The 15,089-nt window shown below is 65.9% G+C and carries 12 protein-coding genes; 9 read left to right on the forward strand and 3 right to left on the reverse strand.

Going from position 1 to position 15,089, the window contains the following annotated elements; genetic code table 11:
* Positions 1-73: 73 nt before the first annotated feature.
* Entirely contained in the window at positions 74-1,450 is a 1,377-nt protein-coding gene (locus tag VL129_RS11040; RefSeq protein WP_325412868.1) for a glutamine synthetase family protein, read from the reverse strand.
* A 415-nt stretch (positions 1,451-1,865) separates the two neighbouring features.
* On the opposite strand from VL129_RS11040, the gene VL129_RS11045 reads away from it, so the two are divergent.
* From VL129_RS11045 to VL129_RS11075, 7 genes are all read left to right on the forward strand, one after another.
* Complete coding sequence (locus VL129_RS11045; protein ID WP_325412869.1) at positions 1,866-3,224, forward strand: glutamine synthetase family protein; 1,359 nt, start codon at positions 1,866-1,868, stop codon at positions 3,222-3,224.
* A 38-nt stretch (positions 3,225-3,262) separates the two neighbouring features.
* The gene (locus VL129_RS11050; protein WP_325412870.1) at positions 3,263-4,618 is read left to right on the forward strand and encodes an aspartate aminotransferase family protein; all 1,356 of its coding nucleotides are present in this window, start codon (positions 3,263-3,265) and stop codon (positions 4,616-4,618) included.
* A 150-nt stretch (positions 4,619-4,768) separates the two neighbouring features.
* Positions 4,769-5,866 carry a polyamine ABC transporter substrate-binding protein gene (locus VL129_RS11055; protein ID WP_325412871.1) on the forward strand — a complete coding sequence of 366 codons (1,098 nt, stop codon included), beginning with the start codon at positions 4,769-4,771 and terminating at the stop codon, positions 5,864-5,866.
* Between the two features lie 211 nt (positions 5,867-6,077).
* A complete protein-coding gene (locus VL129_RS11060) occupies positions 6,078-7,130 on the forward strand; it encodes a polyamine ABC transporter substrate-binding protein (protein WP_414705193.1) in 1,053 nt (350 codons plus the stop codon).
* 241 nt (positions 7,131-7,371) lie between these two features.
* Positions 7,372-8,523, forward strand: a complete 1,152-nt coding sequence (locus VL129_RS11065; protein WP_325412873.1) for an ABC transporter ATP-binding protein — start codon at positions 7,372-7,374, stop codon at positions 8,521-8,523.
* A gap of 23 nt (positions 8,524-8,546) precedes the next feature.
* On the forward strand, positions 8,547-9,428 hold the full coding sequence (locus tag VL129_RS11070; protein WP_325412908.1) for an ABC transporter permease subunit: 882 nt from the start codon (positions 8,547-8,549) through the stop codon (positions 9,426-9,428).
* Positions 9,425-10,297, forward strand: a complete 873-nt coding sequence (locus VL129_RS11075; protein ID WP_325412874.1) for an ABC transporter permease subunit — start codon at positions 9,425-9,427, stop codon at positions 10,295-10,297. The genes VL129_RS11070 and VL129_RS11075 overlap by 4 nt, the downstream gene beginning before the upstream one ends.
* Before the next feature lie 232 nt (positions 10,298-10,529).
* On the opposite strand, the gene VL129_RS11080 is transcribed toward VL129_RS11075, so the two are convergent.
* Both VL129_RS11080 and argH read right to left on the reverse strand, forming a co-directional pair.
* On the reverse strand, positions 10,530-11,651 hold the full coding sequence (locus VL129_RS11080; RefSeq protein WP_325412875.1) for an NnrS family protein: 1,122 nt from the start codon (positions 11,649-11,651) through the stop codon (positions 10,530-10,532).
* A 37-nt stretch (positions 11,652-11,688) separates the two neighbouring features.
* Positions 11,689-13,083: an argininosuccinate lyase gene (gene argH, locus VL129_RS11085; RefSeq protein ID WP_325412876.1), complete on the reverse strand. Its 1,395-nt coding sequence runs from the start codon at positions 13,081-13,083 to the stop codon at positions 11,689-11,691.
* 197 nt (positions 13,084-13,280) lie between these two features.
* Between argH and VL129_RS11090 the strand changes: the two genes are divergently transcribed.
* Both VL129_RS11090 and VL129_RS11095 read left to right on the forward strand, forming a co-directional pair.
* Entirely contained in the window at positions 13,281-14,342 is a 1,062-nt protein-coding gene (locus VL129_RS11090; protein WP_325412909.1) for a sensor histidine kinase, read from the forward strand.
* Positions 14,339-15,085 (forward strand): LytR/AlgR family response regulator transcription factor, encoded by a 747-nt coding sequence (locus tag VL129_RS11095; protein ID WP_325412877.1) that lies wholly within the window; start codon positions 14,339-14,341, stop codon positions 15,083-15,085. Before VL129_RS11090 ends, VL129_RS11095 begins: the two co-directional genes overlap by 4 nt.
* Positions 15,086-15,089: the final 4 nt, after the last annotated feature.

Consider the following 15,089-nt stretch of genomic DNA (forward strand, 5'->3'; position numbering starts at 1 on the left):
GCCACGGCGGGGGGCGCATTGTCCGGCAAGTGACCGGGCAGCGGTGCGATGCGTGTCGCATTTGCCCGGCGACTCACACGGTGTGCAGGTACCAGTTGTACTCCAGGTCGGAGATCGAGTGCTCGAATTCCTCCAGCTCGCTTTCCTTGCAGGCGACGAAGATGTCGATGTAGTCGGGACTGATGTAGCGCGCCAGGATCTCGCTGTCGTCCAGCGCGCGCAGGGCGTCGCGCAGGTTGTTCGGCAGGCTGGGTTCGAGCTGCTCGTAGGAGTTGCCCTCGATCGGCTCGCCCGGCTCGATCCGCTGGGTCAGACCATGGTGCACCCCTGCCAGCACGGCCGCCATCAGTAGGTAGGGGTTGGCGTCGGCGCCGGCCACCCGATGCTCCAGGCGAATGGCCTCGGAACTGCCGGTGGGCACGCGCAGCGCCACGGTGCGGTTGTCCAGCCCCCAGCTCGGCGCATTGGGCACGTAGAACTGGGCGCCGAAGCGGCGGTAGGAGTTCACGTTCGGGCAGAGGAAGGCCATGGAGGCCGGCAGGGTCTCCAGCACACCGCCGATCGCGTGGCGCAATGCGGCGTTCTGCTGGGGATCCTCACTGGCGAAGATGTTGTTGCCGTCGCGATCGAGCAGCGAAATGTGCACGTGCAGCCCGTTGCCGGCCTGCCCCGGGTAGGGCTTGGCCATGAAGGTGGTGTCCATCTCGTGGTCGTAGGCGATGTTCTTGATCAGCCGCTTGAGCAGCACCGCGTAGTCGCAGGCCTTCAGCGGGTCGGCCACGTGATGCAGGTTGACCTCGAACTGCGCCGGCGCGCTTTCCTTGACGATGGCGTCGGCTGGAATGCCCTGCACCTTGGCGCCCTCGAGAATGTCCTGCAGGCAGTCGGCGTACTCGTCGAGGTCGTCGATCAGGTACACCTGTGTGGAATGCGGGCGCTTGCCGGAAATCGGCGAGCGCGGCGGCTGCGGGCGGCCGTTCACGTTCTCCTGGTCGATCAGGTAGAACTCCAGCTCGAAGGCCGCGCACACCGTCAGGCCCAGCTCGTCGAAGCGGTCGATCACCTGGCGCAGCACTTCGCGCGGATCGGCGAAGAAGGGCCGGCCGTCCAGTTCGTGCATGGTCATCAGCAGCTGGGCGGTGGGGCGCTTCTGCCAGGGTTCGTAGCTGAGGGTGTCGGCGATCGGCAGGCAAACCCGGTCGGCATCGCCGATGTCCAGGCCCAGGCCGGTGCTTTCCACCGTGCTGCCATTGATGTCGAGGGCGAACAGCGAGGCGGGGAGATTGATGCCTTTTTCGTAGACCTTGGCGAGGCTGTTGCGCTCGATGCGCTTGCCGCGCACCACGCCATTCATGTCGGCGATGAGCAGGTCGACGAACTGGACGTCCGGATGCGCTTCGAGAAAGACGCTCGCCTCGCCGGGGTGAGCGACACGCGGAGGGGGCGACATGATCCGTACCTTTATTGTTAAAAATTTCAATCAGTCGGTGGCTTGGCTGTGAGTCAATCCCAAACCCCTTGGCCTGTCAATAGCCGGGGAAAACGCCCCGCAAGGGTGCGCAAAGGCCATTTTCGGGGCACGCGCAGGGGCCGGACAGGCCCGCTGGAAGTCAGGCAGGGCGGGCATTCCAGGCGGGGCTGCGGGGCGGCGGCGGAAAGTTGTGTAAAAAAATGAACAACGCTAAGCTCGGTGCAAACCGAACGCGGATACGGATGTGTCCACACGCGCCGCCTGCCTGCTTCCCGCCTGCCCCGGCGTCAGGGCCAGGGCCATTCGCGCTACCGATTTCGCATCTGCGTCATGAACCGCGCGCGACCCGCCTGGGTGGCTGGCCGCGCAGGCGCGGCTAAACCCTGAGGCTTTTATGAGTACCGATCTCGATCAGCTGACTGACTGGCTGAAAGAACACAAGATCACCGAAGTGGAATGTCTGATCAGCGACCTGACCGGGATCGCTCGCGGCAAGATCGCGCCGACCAACAAGTTCATCGCCGAGAAGGGCATGCGCCTGCCGGAAAGCGTGTTGCTGCAGACGGTGACCGGCGATTACGTGGAAGACGACATCTATTACGAGTTGCTCGACCCGGCGGATATCGACATGTACTGCCGCCCGGACCCCAACGCCATGTTCCTGGTGCCCTGGGCCATCGAGCCGACCGCCATGGTCATCCACGACACCTTCGACAAGATGGGCAACCCCATCGAGTTGTCGCCGCGCAACCTGCTGAAGAAAGTGCTCAAGCTGTACGCCGACCACGGCTGGATGCCCATCGTCGCGCCGGAAATGGAGTTCTACCTGACCAAGCGCAGCGACGACCCCGACTATCCGCTGCAGGCGCCGGTCGGTCGCTCCGGACGCCCCGAAACGGGGCGCCAGTCGTTCTCCATCGACGCCGCCAACGAGTTCGATCCGCTGTTCGAGGACATGTACGACTGGTGCGAGGCCCAGCGCCTGGATCTGGACACGCTGATCCACGAGGAAGGCCCGGCGCAGATGGAGATCAACTTCCGCCACGGCGAGGCCCTGCACCTGGCCGACCAGATCATGGTGTTCAAGCGCACCATGCGCGAGGCGGCACTCAAGCACGACGTGGCCGCCACCTTCATGGCCAAGCCGATCACCGACCAGCCGGGCAGCGCCATGCACCTGCACCAGAGCGTGCGCGACGCGCAGACCGGCAGGAACATCTTCTCCAACGAGGACGGCTCGCCCAGCGAGCTGTTCCTCGACTACATCGGCGGCCTGCAGAAATACATACCCGAGCTGCTGCCGCTGTTTGCCCCCAACGTCAACTCGTTCCGTCGCTTCCTGCCGGACACCTCGGCGCCGGTGAACGTCGAATGGGGCGAAGAGAACCGTACCGTGGGGCTGCGCGTGCCGGAATCGTCGCCGCAGAACCGGCGCATCGAGAACCGCCTGCCCGGCGCCGACGCCAATCCGTACCTGGCCATCGCCGCCAGCCTGCTGTGCGGCTATATCGGCATGACCGAAGGCATCCGCCCCACCCAGCCGGTGCGCGGGCGCGGCTATGAGCGGCGCAACCTGCGTCTGCCGCTGACCATCGAGGACGCCCTGGAACGGCTGGAAAACTGCAAGGGGCTGGAGAAGTACCTCGGCAGCAAGTTCATCGCCGCCTACGTGGCAGTCAAGCGCGCGGAAAACGAAAACTACAAGCGGGTGATCAGCTCCTGGGAGCGTGAATTCCTGCTCTTCTCGGTCTAGGACCAGGCCGCCGGCCGGCCTGCAGGGAGGTGTCGTTCATGAACAAGACCCAACACTGGCAGGCCCTGAGCCGCGACCATCACCTGGCGCCCTTCACCGATTTCCAGGCGCTGAGTCGCAAGGGCGCGCGCATCATCACCCGCGCCGAAGGCGTCTACCTGTGGGACAGCGAGGGCCAGCGCATTCTCGACGGCATGGCCGGGCTCTGGTGCGTCAACGTCGGCTACGGCCGCGAGGAGCTGGTCGAGGCGGCGGCCCGCCAGATGCGTGAGCTGCCCTACTACAACCTGTTCTTCCAGACCGCCCACCCACCGGCCCTGGAGCTGGCCCAGGAGATCGCCTCGCTGGCGCCGGAGGGCATGAACCATGTGTTCTTCACCGGCTCGGGTTCCGAGGCCAACGACACGGTGGTGCGCATGGTGCGCCATTACTGGGCAGTCCAGGGCCAGCCCGAGAAGCAGGTGATCATCGGCCGCTGGAACGGCTATCACGGCTCGACCATGGCCGGCGCCAGCCTCGGCGGCATGAAGGGCATGCACGCGCAGGGCGGCCTGCCGATCCCGGGCATCGAGCACATCGACCAGCCCTACTGGTATGGCGAAGGCGGCGGGCTGAGCCCCGAGGAGTTCGGCATCCGTGTCGCCGATCAGCTGGAAGAGAAGATCCGCGCGCTGGGTGAGGACAAGGTCGCGGCCTTCATCGCCGAGCCGATCCAGGGCGCCGGCGGGGTCATCGTGCCGCCGGACAGCTACTGGCCGCGCATCCGCGAGATCCTTGCGCGCCACGACATCCTGTTCATCGCCGACGAGGTGATCTGCGGCTTCGGCCGCACCGGCGAATGGTTCGGCAGCCAGTACTACGACCTGCGGCCGGACCTGATGCCGATCGCCAAGGGGCTGACCTCCGGCTACGTGCCCATGGGCGGCGTGGTGGTGCGCGACAGGGTGGTCGAGGTGCTCAACCGGGGCGGCGAGTTCGCCCACGGCTTCACCTATTCCGGTCACCCGGTGGCGGCGGCGGTGGCGCTGGCCAACCTGCGCATTCTGCGCGACGAGGGCATCGTCGCGCGGGTCAAGGCGCAAACGGCACCCTATTTGCAACGACGTTGGCGCGAGCTGGCCGCCCACCCGCTGGTGGGCGAGGCGCGCGGCGTCGGCATGGTGGCCGCCATCGAGCTGGTGAAGGACAAGGACACCCGCGAGCGCTATCGGGGACTGGAAATCGGCATGCGTTGTCGCGAGCACTGTTTCCAGAACGGACTGGTCATGCGCGCGGTGGGCGACACCATGATCATCGCCCCGCCGCTGGTGATCAGCCATGAGCAGATCGACGAGCTGGTGGAGAAGGCCGCCACCTGCCTGGACCTGACCCTGAAGGAAGTGCGGGACCGCTAAAAAAGCCGGGAATCGTCGATGCGGCCAGTTGTATCGACACCGCCTCCTTGCCAGACTTCGCGCGGGCGTGGGCCAGGCTTACCAGGGGTGCGTCGCCGCTCGCCAGCCACGCCATTTGAGCATTCAAAAAACAATCGGAGCAGTGAACGCATGAAACTCTTCGGCAAGACCTTTCTCGCGCTATCCCTGACCGCGGCCGTGGCCGGTCTGGCTCAGGCCCAGGAAAAAGTGCTGCACGTCTACAACTGGTCGGACTACATCGCTCCGGACACGCTGGACAAGTTCCAGAAGGAAACCGGTATCAAGGTGGTGTACGACGTGTTCGACAGCAACGAGGTGCTGGAAGCCAAGCTGCTTTCCGGCGGATCGGGCTACGACATCGTGGTGCCGTCCAACCCGTTCCTGGCCAAGCAGATCAAGGCCGGCGTGTTCCAGAAGCTGGACAAGAGCAAGCTCTCCAACTGGCAGAACCTGGACAAGAACCTGCTCAAGTCCCTGGAAACCAGCGACCCGGCCAACCAGTACTCCTTCCCCTACATGTGGGGCACCATCGGCTACGCCTACAACGTGGACAAGGTCAAGGCCGTGCTGGGCGATGGCGCTCCGGTGGATTCCTGGGACCTGGTGTTCAAGCCCGAGAACATCGAGAAGCTGAAGAGCTGCGGCGTGTCCTTCCTCGACTCGCCCACCGAGATGCTGCCGGCCGCCATGAACTACCTGGGCCTGTCGCCGATCAGCGAAAACAGCGCTGACCTGAAGAAAGGCGAAGAGCTGTTCCTGAAGATTCGCCCGCACGTGGCCTACTTCCACTCTTCCAAGTACATCTCGGACCTGGCCAACGGCAACATCTGCGTGGCGGTCGGCTATTCCGGCGACCTCTACCAGTCCAAGTCGCGCGCCGAGGAAGCCGGTACCGGCGTGAACATCCGTTACCAGATTCCGAAGGAAGGCGCTGGTGCCTTCTTCGACATGCTGGCCATCCCCGCCGATGCCAAGAACGTCGAGAACGCCCATGTGTTCCTGAATTTCCTGCTGCGTCCGGAAGTCATGGCGGAAATCACCGACTACGTGCAGTTCCCCAACGCCAACGCCGCGGCGACCCCGCTGCTGGATGAGGCGATTCGCAACGACCCGGGCATCTACCCGCCGGAAGCCGTGATGGCCAAGCTGTACTCCTTCCCCGACCTGGATGCCAAGGTGCAGCGTGCGATGACCCGCAGCTGGACCAAGATCAAGTCCGGTCGCTGATCCACCGGCCGGCTGTCACGGCAGCCGGCCGTTCACCCGCCAAGACATCGATGGCCGCCAGGCCAGGAGCGTGACCGCCCGCCCCGCGCTGCATTCTGGGGCACAGGAGAGCGACCAAGGTCGCCATTACATTATCTGGCCGCCTTCGCGGCCCGCGCATGAGGACCCCGTCATGCCCCATCGCAATGCCCTGCTTGCCGCCTGCGCCCTCATGTTCATGAGCGGCACGGCCCAGTCCCAGTCCACCGTGCACGTCTACAACTGGTCGGACTACATCGGCGAAGACACCCTGGAGAATTTCCAGAAGGCCACCGGCATCCGCGCGGTCTACGACGTCTTCGATTCCAACGAAACCCTCGAAGGCAAGCTGCTGGCCGGTCGCTCCGGTTACGACGTCGTGGTGCCTTCCAATCATTTCCTCGCCCGGCAGATCAAGGCCGGCGCCTTCCGCAAGCTGGACCGCGACCAGTTGCCCAACTGGGGCAATCTGGATCCCGCGCTGCTGCGCCAGCTGGAAGTCAACGACCCCGGCAACCAGTACGCCGTGCCCTACCTGTGGGGTACCAACGGCCTGGGCTACAACGTCGAGAAGGTCCGGGCGGTGCTGGGCGATGACGTCGCGGTGGATTCCTGGGCGCTGGTCTTCGAGGTCGAGAACATCAAGAAGCTCTCTGGCTGCGGCGTCGCCTTCCTGGATTCCGGCGACGAGATGCTGCCGGCGATGCTCAACTACCTGGGGCTGGACCCGAACAGCCAGGACCCCGACGACTACGCCCGTGCCGAGGCCAAGCTGCTGGAGGTGCGTCCCCACGTCACCTACTTCCATTCCTCCAAGTACATCTCGGACCTGGCCAACGGCAACATCTGCATGGCGGTGGGCTACTCCGGCGATGTGTTCCAGGCCGCCGACCGGGCGGAGGAAGCCGGCAAGGGCATCGAGATCGGCTACGTCATTCCGAAGGAGGGCGCCAACCTGTGGTTCGACATGCTGGCCATTCCGGCCGACGCCAAGAATGTCGAGCAGGCGCATGCCTTCATCAACTACCTGCTGGATCCCGAGGTGATCGCCGGGGTCAGCGACTACGTCGGCTACGCCAATCCCAACCTGGCCGCACAGACGCTGATGGATCCCGAGGTACTGGCCGACGAGACCATCTACCCACCCCCGCAAGTGTTGGAAAAATTGTACATTTCGGCCGAATTGCCGCCGACTGTGCAGCGTTTGATGACACGCAGCTGGGCAAAGATAAAAAGCGGCAAATAAGCCTGAAAAAGAGGCGTCCGGCCCCTAGTCCTGCGCGCCTCTCGATGGTTCAATTGCGCCCCTTTGAGCCTGGGGTCGCTCGTGGCGTCGGGATGTTCCGCAAGGACCCGAAGTGCGAGGCGTTCCAGCGCTGAACACGTGGTACTGGTTGTCTGGGCGCGGGATGCAATGCTGCCGGCGTTCCGCATCGAAACTTAACATCCGACCTGGCACCACCAGGTAATTCGGGGAGTGTGCAGATATGGCGGTGGCCTCGAGCGCCTTCAAGAAAGCCCTCAGCGGCGATCAGCAAGCCAAGGAAATTCTGGTCAGGATCGACCGCGTCACCAAGAAGTTCGACGAGACCGTCGCGGTCGATGACGTGTCCCTGACCATCCGCCGGGGCGAGATCTTCGCGCTGCTCGGTGGCTCGGGCTCGGGCAAGTCGACCCTGCTGCGCATGCTTGCCGGGTTCGAACGTCCCACCGAGGGGCGCATCTACCTGGACGGCCAGGACATCACCGATCTGCCCCCCTACGAGCGGCCGATCAACATGATGTTCCAGTCCTACGCGCTGTTCCCGCACATGAGCGTGGAGCAGAACATCGCCTTCGGCCTCAAGCAGGACGGCCTGCCCAAGGACGAGATCGCCGAGCGCGTGGCGGAAATGCTGCGCCTGGTACAGATGAGCCAGTACGCCAAGCGCAAGCCGCACCAGCTTTCCGGCGGCCAGCGCCAGCGCGTGGCCCTGGCCCGCTCGCTGGCCAAGCGCCCGAAACTGCTGCTGCTTGACGAGCCCATGGGCGCCCTGGACAAGAAGCTGCGCTCGCAGATGCAACTGGAGCTGGTGGCGATTCTCGAGCGCGTCGGCGTGACCTGCCTGATCGTCACCCACGACCAGGAAGAAGCCATGACCATGGCCGAGCGCATCGCCATCATGCACCAGGGCTGGATCGCCCAGGTGGGCAGCCCGATGGACATCTACGAGACGCCGGCCAGCCGCCTGGTCTGCGAGTTCATCGGCAACGTCAACCTGTTCGAAGGCGAGCTGATCGAGGACCTGGAAGACCACGCGATCATCGCCTGCCAGCAGCTGGAGCGGCCGATCTATGTCGGTCACGGCATCAGCACCCGCGCCGAAGACAAGCGCGTGACCTATGCGCTGCGCCCGGAAAAGCTGCTGATCAGCACCAGCATGCCGGAGGTCGAGCACCAGGAGTACAACTGGGTGCAGGGCACCGTGCATGACATCGCCTACCTGGGCGGCCATTCCACCTACTACATCCGCCTGGCGTCCGGGATGCTGGTGCAGGCCTTCCTGGCCAACAGCGAGCGGCACGTGAAACGACCCACCTGGAACGACCCGGTGTACCTGCACTGGATCGACGACAGCGGCGTGGTGCTGCAGTCATGAGCCTGGCGATGCTGAAGCGCTTCCTGCCCAACGGACGGCACGTCGTCATCGGCATCCCGTTCTTCTGGCTGCTGCTGTTCTTCCTGCTGCCCTTCGTCATCGTGCTGAAGATCAGCTTCGCCGAGGCCGAGGTGGCCATTCCGCCGTACACGGAAATCTTCGTGTGGGCGGAGAACCAGCTGCAGATCCTGCTCAACCTGGGCAACTACGTGTTCCTCAGCGAGGACGAGCTGTACCTGCTGGCCTACCTGAGTTCGCTGAAGATCGCCCTGGTCAGCACTCTGCTGTGCCTGCTGATCGGCTACCCGATGGCCTATGCCATCGCGCGTGCCGACAAGCAGGCGCAGACCATCCTGCTGATGCTGATCATGATGCCGACCTGGACCGCGATCCTGATCCGCGTCTACGCCTGGATGGGCATTCTCAGCAACAACGGCCTGCTCAACAGCGCGCTGATGGGCATCGGGTTGATCGACACGCCGCTGCAGATTCTCAACACCAACATCGCGGTGTACATCGGCATCGTCTATTCGTACCTGCCGTTCATGGTGCTGCCGCTGTACGCCAACCTGGTCAAGCACGACCTGAGCCTGCTGGAGGCCGCCGCCGACCTGGGCGCCGGGCGCATCGCCAGCTTCTGGACCATCACCGTGCCGCTGTCCAAGAGCGGCATCGTCGCCGGCTGCATGCTGGTGTTCATCCCGGTGGTGGGCGAGTTCGTCATCCCCGAGCTGCTCGGTGGCCCCGAGACGCTGATGATCGGCAAGGTGCTCTGGCAGGAGTTTTTCAATAACCGTGACTGGCCGGTGGCGGCATCGCTGGCGGTGGTCATGCTGGCCATCCTGCTGATCCCGATCATCCTGTTCAACCGCAACCAGGCCAAGGAACTGGAGGACAAGCCATGAAGCGCTGGAGCTTCTCCAACCTGATGCTGTGGGCCGGGCTGGCGTTCATCTACCTGCCGATGGTCATCCTGGTCATCTACTCGTTCAACGACTCGCGGCTGGTGACGGTGTGGGGCGGCTGGTCGGTGCGCTGGTACGCCAGCTTGCTGGACAACCGCCAGTTGATGGGCGCGGTGATGCGTTCGCTGGAGATCGCCCTGTACACGGCGATTGCCGCCGTGGCGCTGGGTACCCTGGCGGCCTTCGTGCTGACGCGCATCCCGCGCTTTCGCGGCCGCACGCTGTTCGGTGGCATGGTCACCGCGCCGTTGGTGATGCCCGAGGTGATCACCGGTCTGTCGCTGCTCCTGCTGTTCGTGGCCATGGCCCAGCTGATCGGCTGGCCGGCCGAGCGTGGCATGACCACCATCTGGATCGCCCACACCACCTTCAGTTCCGCCTACGTGGCGGTGGTGGTGATGTCGCGCCTGCGCGAGCTGGACCTGTCCATTGAGGAAGCGGCCATGGACCTGGGCGCCAAGCCCTGGAAGGTGTTCTTCCTGATCACCATCCCGATGATCGCGCCCTCGCTGGTGGCCGGCGGCATGCTGGCCTTCGCGCTGTCGCTGGACGACCTGGTGCTGGCCAGCTTCGTCTCCGGCCCCGGTGCCACCACCCTGCCGATGGAGATTTTCTCCGCCGTGCGCCTGGGGGTGAAGCCGGACATCAACGCCATCGCCAGCCTGATCCTGCTGGCCATCTCGCTGTTCACTTTCCTGGCCTGGTACTTCGCCCGTCGAGCCGAGGATCGGCGGCGTCGTTCCATCCAGCAGATGCTGGACGAAACGCGCCCCGAGCGCGATCCGCGTCCGCAGCAGCAGGTGGCGTGAAAACGAGGGGGCAGATGCGAATCTGCCCCCTTTTTTTTGCGCGGACCTGTAGGAGCGACTTCAGTCGCGAGCGTTTGCTGCCGGCCGCACGAAAGCATCGCGGCCGAAGCCGCTTCCACAAAAAGCACAACCTGAAACCACCGTAGGGCGGACAACGTTGTTCTTGGCCGCCATCGCGCCGGAACGGCGCGCCTCGCGCCGCGCTGGGTGAATCGGTGAAGCGCGACCCACCCTACGGGGCGCCCCGGGTCTGCCAGAGCAGCGCCACCAGCAGCAGAAACGCCAGCGACCAGCAGGCGGCGGACAGCAGCAGCCAGGGGTACGGATCGGCGCCCAGCGGTGCGGGCAGGATGCGCGCCAGGGCGGCCAGGCTGAGCAATCCGGCGGCCGGGTGAATCCACGGACGGGCATTGGCGTCGCGCAGTCGGTAGAGCAGGCGGGTGCGCGCCATCACTGCCAGGGTCAGGGTGCCCAGCGCGCCGACCGTGATGCCGTGCAGGGCGACCGTCAGCGGCAGCGCGTCGAACAGCAGCGCGGCGCCGAACAGCAACAGGCCGAGCGCCAGCCAGGCATAGCCGAGCAGCAGCACGGCCAGGTCGGCGCGGCGCAAGTGCCGCCAGGGCTGCCAGCGCAGCAGCCGGGTGCCAGCCAGCAGGCCGGCGGCCAGCAATAGAGCGCCAGCCAGATACTCAAGCGAGATCAGCAGGGCCAACAGTGCGATGCCCAGCAGCACTAGTCCTGCGCCTTCCAGGCGCGGCTGCACCCGCGCCTGCAGGTTCCAGCCCTGGCTCTGCGCATGCCCGGCCAGCGCCGGGGCGATGATGCGCCCGCCCATGAAGAACAGCAGGGTGGTCAGCACCAGCAGGGCACCCTGGGCCAGGCGCGGGCTGATCGACAGGAACGGGTCGATACTGCCGAACAGGCTGGCCAGACCGAGGGCGATGACCAATGGCGCGACGGACTGGTTGCGCCACTTCTTCGCCGCCCCGACGAAGCGCGGCACCACCTTCCAGGCCAGCCCGGCCGCGAACAACGCGGCGCCCAGCATCGACAGCCAGCCAGTGGGCCAGAGCAACCAGCTCAGGCGCGCCGAGGCCCAGCAAGCCAGCAGCGCAACAGTCACCCGCAACGGTTGCGGGCCGAGCAGATAGCCGGCGACCACCGCCAGGGCGAAACCGAACAGCAATTCATGGGCGTGACCGTAGGGCGTGGCCAGTCCGGGCGGGACGTGCAGCAGCCCGAGCAGGCCGAGCACCGACCAGGGCAGGATCAGCGCGGCGTAAAGCGCGGCGGCGGGGAAGAACCAGGCGTTGGCAAACGGCTGGCGGGGCTTGCGGTCGGCGCGATCGGTCATGGTGGGGGCGGACGGCCGGGCCGTCCGCCGGGGCCGATCAGCGCGTGGCCAGCAGCTCGCGGCCGCGCTGCACCGCGGCGCGCACCTGGGCCGGCGCGGTGCCGCCAATGTGGTTGCGAGCATTCACCGAGCCTTCCAGGGTCAGCACGGCGAACACGTCGTCGCCGATCTGTTCGCTGAACTGGCGCAGCTCGTCGAGGCTCATCTCGGCCAGGTCCTTGCCGCTCTGCACGCCGTACTTCACCGCATGGCCGACGATCTCGTGGCAATCACGGAACGGCAGGCCCTTGCGCACCAGGTAGTCGGCGAGGTCGGTGGCGGTGGAGAAGCCGCGACGGGCCGCTTCGCGCATCACGTCGATGCGCGGCTTGATGGCCGGGATCATGTCGGCGAAGGCGCGCAGGGAGTCGCGCAGGGTATCGGCGGCGTCGAACAGCGGCTCCTTGTCTTCCTGGTTGTCCTTGTTGTAGGCCAGCGGCTGGCCCTTCATCAGGGTCAGCAGACCGGTCAGCGCGCCGAACACCCGGCCCGACTTGCCGCGCACCAGCTCGGGCACGTCCGGGTTCTTCTTCTGCGGCATGATCGACGAACCGGTGCAGAAGCGATCCGGCAGCTCGATGAACTGGAACTGGGCGGAGGTCCAGAGCACCAGCTCTTCGGAGAAGCGCGACAGGTGCATCATGGCCAGCGAGGCGGCGGCGCAGAACTCGATGGCGAAGTCGCGATCGGAGACGCCGTCCAGCGAGTTGCCGCCGATGGCCTCGAAGCCCAGCAGCTGGCAGGTGATCTCGCGTTGGATCGGGTAGGTGGTGCCGGCCAGCGCCGCCGAACCCAGCGGCATGCGGTTGACGCGCGTGCGGCAATCCACCAGGCGCTCGTAGTCGCGGCTGAGCATCTCGAACCAGGCCAGCAGGTGGTGGCCGAAGGTCACCGGCTGGGCGGTCTGCAGGTGGGTGAAGCCGGGCATGATCACCTCGGCATGCTGCTCGGCCTGGGCCAGCAGGCCCTGTTGCAGGCGGGTGATCTCGCCGAGGATGGTGTCGATCTCGTCGCGCAGCCACAGGCGGATGTCGGTGGCCACCTGGTCGTTGCGCGAGCGGCCGGTGTGCAGCTTCTTGCCGGTGATGCCGATGCGGTCGGTCAGGCGTGCCTCGATGTTCATGTGCACATCTTCCAGGTCGACGCGCCAGTCGAACTGGCCGGCCTCGATCTCGCCCTGGATCTGCTTCAGGCCATCGATGATCGCGTCGCGCTCGGCGACGCTCAGCACGCCGGCCTGTTCCAGCATGGTGGCGTGGGCGATCGAGCCCATGATGTCGTGACGGTACAGGCGCTTGTCGAAGTCGACGGAGGCGGTGAAACGGGCGACGAAGGCATCGACGGGCTCGCTGAAGCGGCCGCCCCAGGACTGGTTGGTTTTCTCGACACTCATGGAAGGCTCTCGGCTGTTCGCAACGGTCAGGGGGCCGCGCCGGCGGCCTCCCGCAAAGGATGGCGCATGATAGCAGGGTCTGCCGGCGCGCCGCTGCCGCCGCCGGCTGACGAGCCGGTCACGGATTGCTCGGCGGGACGACGGATTCGGTGCGCCAGATCGCGGCGCCTCGCCGGGCGGCGCGCACCATGGCCGCCATGCGATTCTTCACGCCCCGGCCCGCGCCAATCGATGAGTTCTTCGTTCCCGCGCTCTGTGAGCCGGAGGCGCTGCTCACCCTCGTGCTGCTGGCCGAACTGCTGGTGCTGGTGCTGGTGCTCGCCGAGCCCATGACCCTCGGCTTCGACTGGGTGCGCCTGGCGCTGACCTCGCTGTTCGTGCAGTGGATCGTGCTGCTCTCGGCCGCCGTGCTGTGCCGGCTGCGCCCGTGGCTGGCGCGCTGCCGGCCGCTGATCGCCGGCCTGGGCTGCTGCCTGGTGGTGCTGGCGCTGACCCTGGCCTGCACAGCCGTCGCCCAGTTGCACGCGCTGGGCGGCCCGCCGAGCGCGGAAGCGGCGCTGTACCTGCGCCACGGGCTGATCAGCCTGATCATGAGCACCCTGCTGCTGCGCTACTTCTACCTGCAAAGCCAATGGCGCCTGCAACAGCGCGCCGAGCTACAGGCGCGCATCGAAGCCTTGCAGGCGCGCATCCGCCCGCATTTCCTGTTCAACAGCCTGAACAGCATCGCCAGCCTGGTGGCGAGCGATCCGATCAAGGCCGAGCAGGCGGTGCTGGACCTGGCCGATCTGTTCCGCGCCAGTCTGGCCCGGCCGGGCAGCCTGGTCGGCTGGCGCGAGGAGCTGCTCCTGACGCGGCGCTACCTGGCCATCGAGCAGTACCGCTTCGGTGACCGTCTGCGGGTGGAGTGGGCGGTGGACGGCGTGCCGGACGATCTGCCGATCCCGCCGCTGACCCTGCAGCCGCTGGTGGAGAACGCGCTGATCCATGGGGTAGCGCCGCGCATCGACGGCGGCCTGGTGCGCATCGAGGCGCAATGGCGCGCGGGGCGCTTCGAACTGCAGGTCAGCAATCCGCTGGCGGAGCCGGAAATGCCCGCCTCGCGCGGCACCCGGCAGGGCCTGGTGAATATCGCTGCCCGACTGACGGCACTTTTTGGCCCTGACGCGAGTCTGAGCGTGGAACGCCGTAACGGACGGCATTTTACCTGTCTACGCTATCCTTGTTTCAGTCTCACGCAGGAAGCCAGAGCTCTATGAACGTCTTGATCGTCGACGATGAACCGCTTGCCCGCGAACGCCTGCAGCGCCTGCTCGGAGAAATCGAAGGTTATCGCGCGCTGGATGCCGCGGCCGCCAATGGCGAGGAAGCCCTGGCCCTGATCGACAGCCTGAAGCCCGACGTGGTGCTGCTGGACATTCGCATGCCAGGCCTGGATGGCCTGCAGGTGGCGGCGCGCCTGTGCGAAAAGGAAGCGCCACCGGCGGTGATCTTCTGTACCGCCCACGATGAATTCGCCCTGGACGCCTTCCAGGTCAGCGCGGTGGGCTATGTGGTCAAGCCGGTGCGCCGCGAGGACCTGGCCGAGGCCCTGCACAAGGCGCAGCGCCCCAACCGCATGCAGCTGGCCGCCCTGACCCGGCCGCAGGCCGGCGGCGAAGGCGGGCCGCGCACCCATATCAGCGCTCGCACGCGCAAGGGCATCGAGCTGATTCCGCTGGAGCAGGTGCTCTACTTCATCGCCGATCACAAGTACGTGACCCTGCGCCACAGCGGTGGCGAGGTGCTGCTGGATGAGCCGCTCAAGGCGCTGGAAGACGAGTTCGGCGACCGCTTCGTGCGCATCCATCGCAATGCGCTGGTGTCCCGCGAACGCATCGAGCGCCTGCAGCGCACGCCGCTCGGGCATTTCCAGTTGTACCTCAAGGGCCTGGACGACCAGGCGCTGACGGTGAGCCGCCGGCATGTGGCCGGTGTGCGCAAGCTGATGAACAACCTGTAGGCCG

This window comes from Pseudomonas sp. (genome assembly GCF_035497915.1).
Lineage (GTDB): Bacteria > Pseudomonadota > Gammaproteobacteria > Pseudomonadales > Pseudomonadaceae > Serpens.

Coding starts and splice junctions, on each gene's coding strand:
- VL129_RS11040 (WP_325412868.1), bottom strand. CDS start 1,450: ATGTCGCCCCCTCCGCGTGTCGCTCACCCCGGCGAGGCGAGCGTCTTT.
- VL129_RS11045 (WP_325412869.1), top strand. CDS start 1,866: ATGAGTACCGATCTCGATCAGCTGACTGACTGGCTGAAAGAACACAAG.
- VL129_RS11050 (WP_325412870.1), top strand. CDS start 3,263: ATGAACAAGACCCAACACTGGCAGGCCCTGAGCCGCGACCATCACCTG.
- VL129_RS11055 (WP_325412871.1), top strand. CDS start 4,769: ATGAAACTCTTCGGCAAGACCTTTCTCGCGCTATCCCTGACCGCGGCC.
- VL129_RS11060 (WP_414705193.1), top strand. CDS start 6,078: ATGTTCATGAGCGGCACGGCCCAGTCCCAGTCCACCGTGCACGTCTAC.
- VL129_RS11065 (WP_325412873.1), top strand. CDS start 7,372: ATGGCGGTGGCCTCGAGCGCCTTCAAGAAAGCCCTCAGCGGCGATCAG.
- VL129_RS11075 (WP_325412874.1), top strand. CDS start 9,425: ATGAAGCGCTGGAGCTTCTCCAACCTGATGCTGTGGGCCGGGCTGGCG.
- VL129_RS11080 (WP_325412875.1), bottom strand. CDS start 11,651: ATGACCGATCGCGCCGACCGCAAGCCCCGCCAGCCGTTTGCCAACGCC.
- argH (WP_325412876.1), bottom strand. CDS start 13,083: ATGAGTGTCGAGAAAACCAACCAGTCCTGGGGCGGCCGCTTCAGCGAG.
- VL129_RS11090 (WP_325412909.1), top strand. CDS start 13,281: ATGCGATTCTTCACGCCCCGGCCCGCGCCAATCGATGAGTTCTTCGTT.
- VL129_RS11095 (WP_325412877.1), top strand. CDS start 14,339: ATGAACGTCTTGATCGTCGACGATGAACCGCTTGCCCGCGAACGCCTG.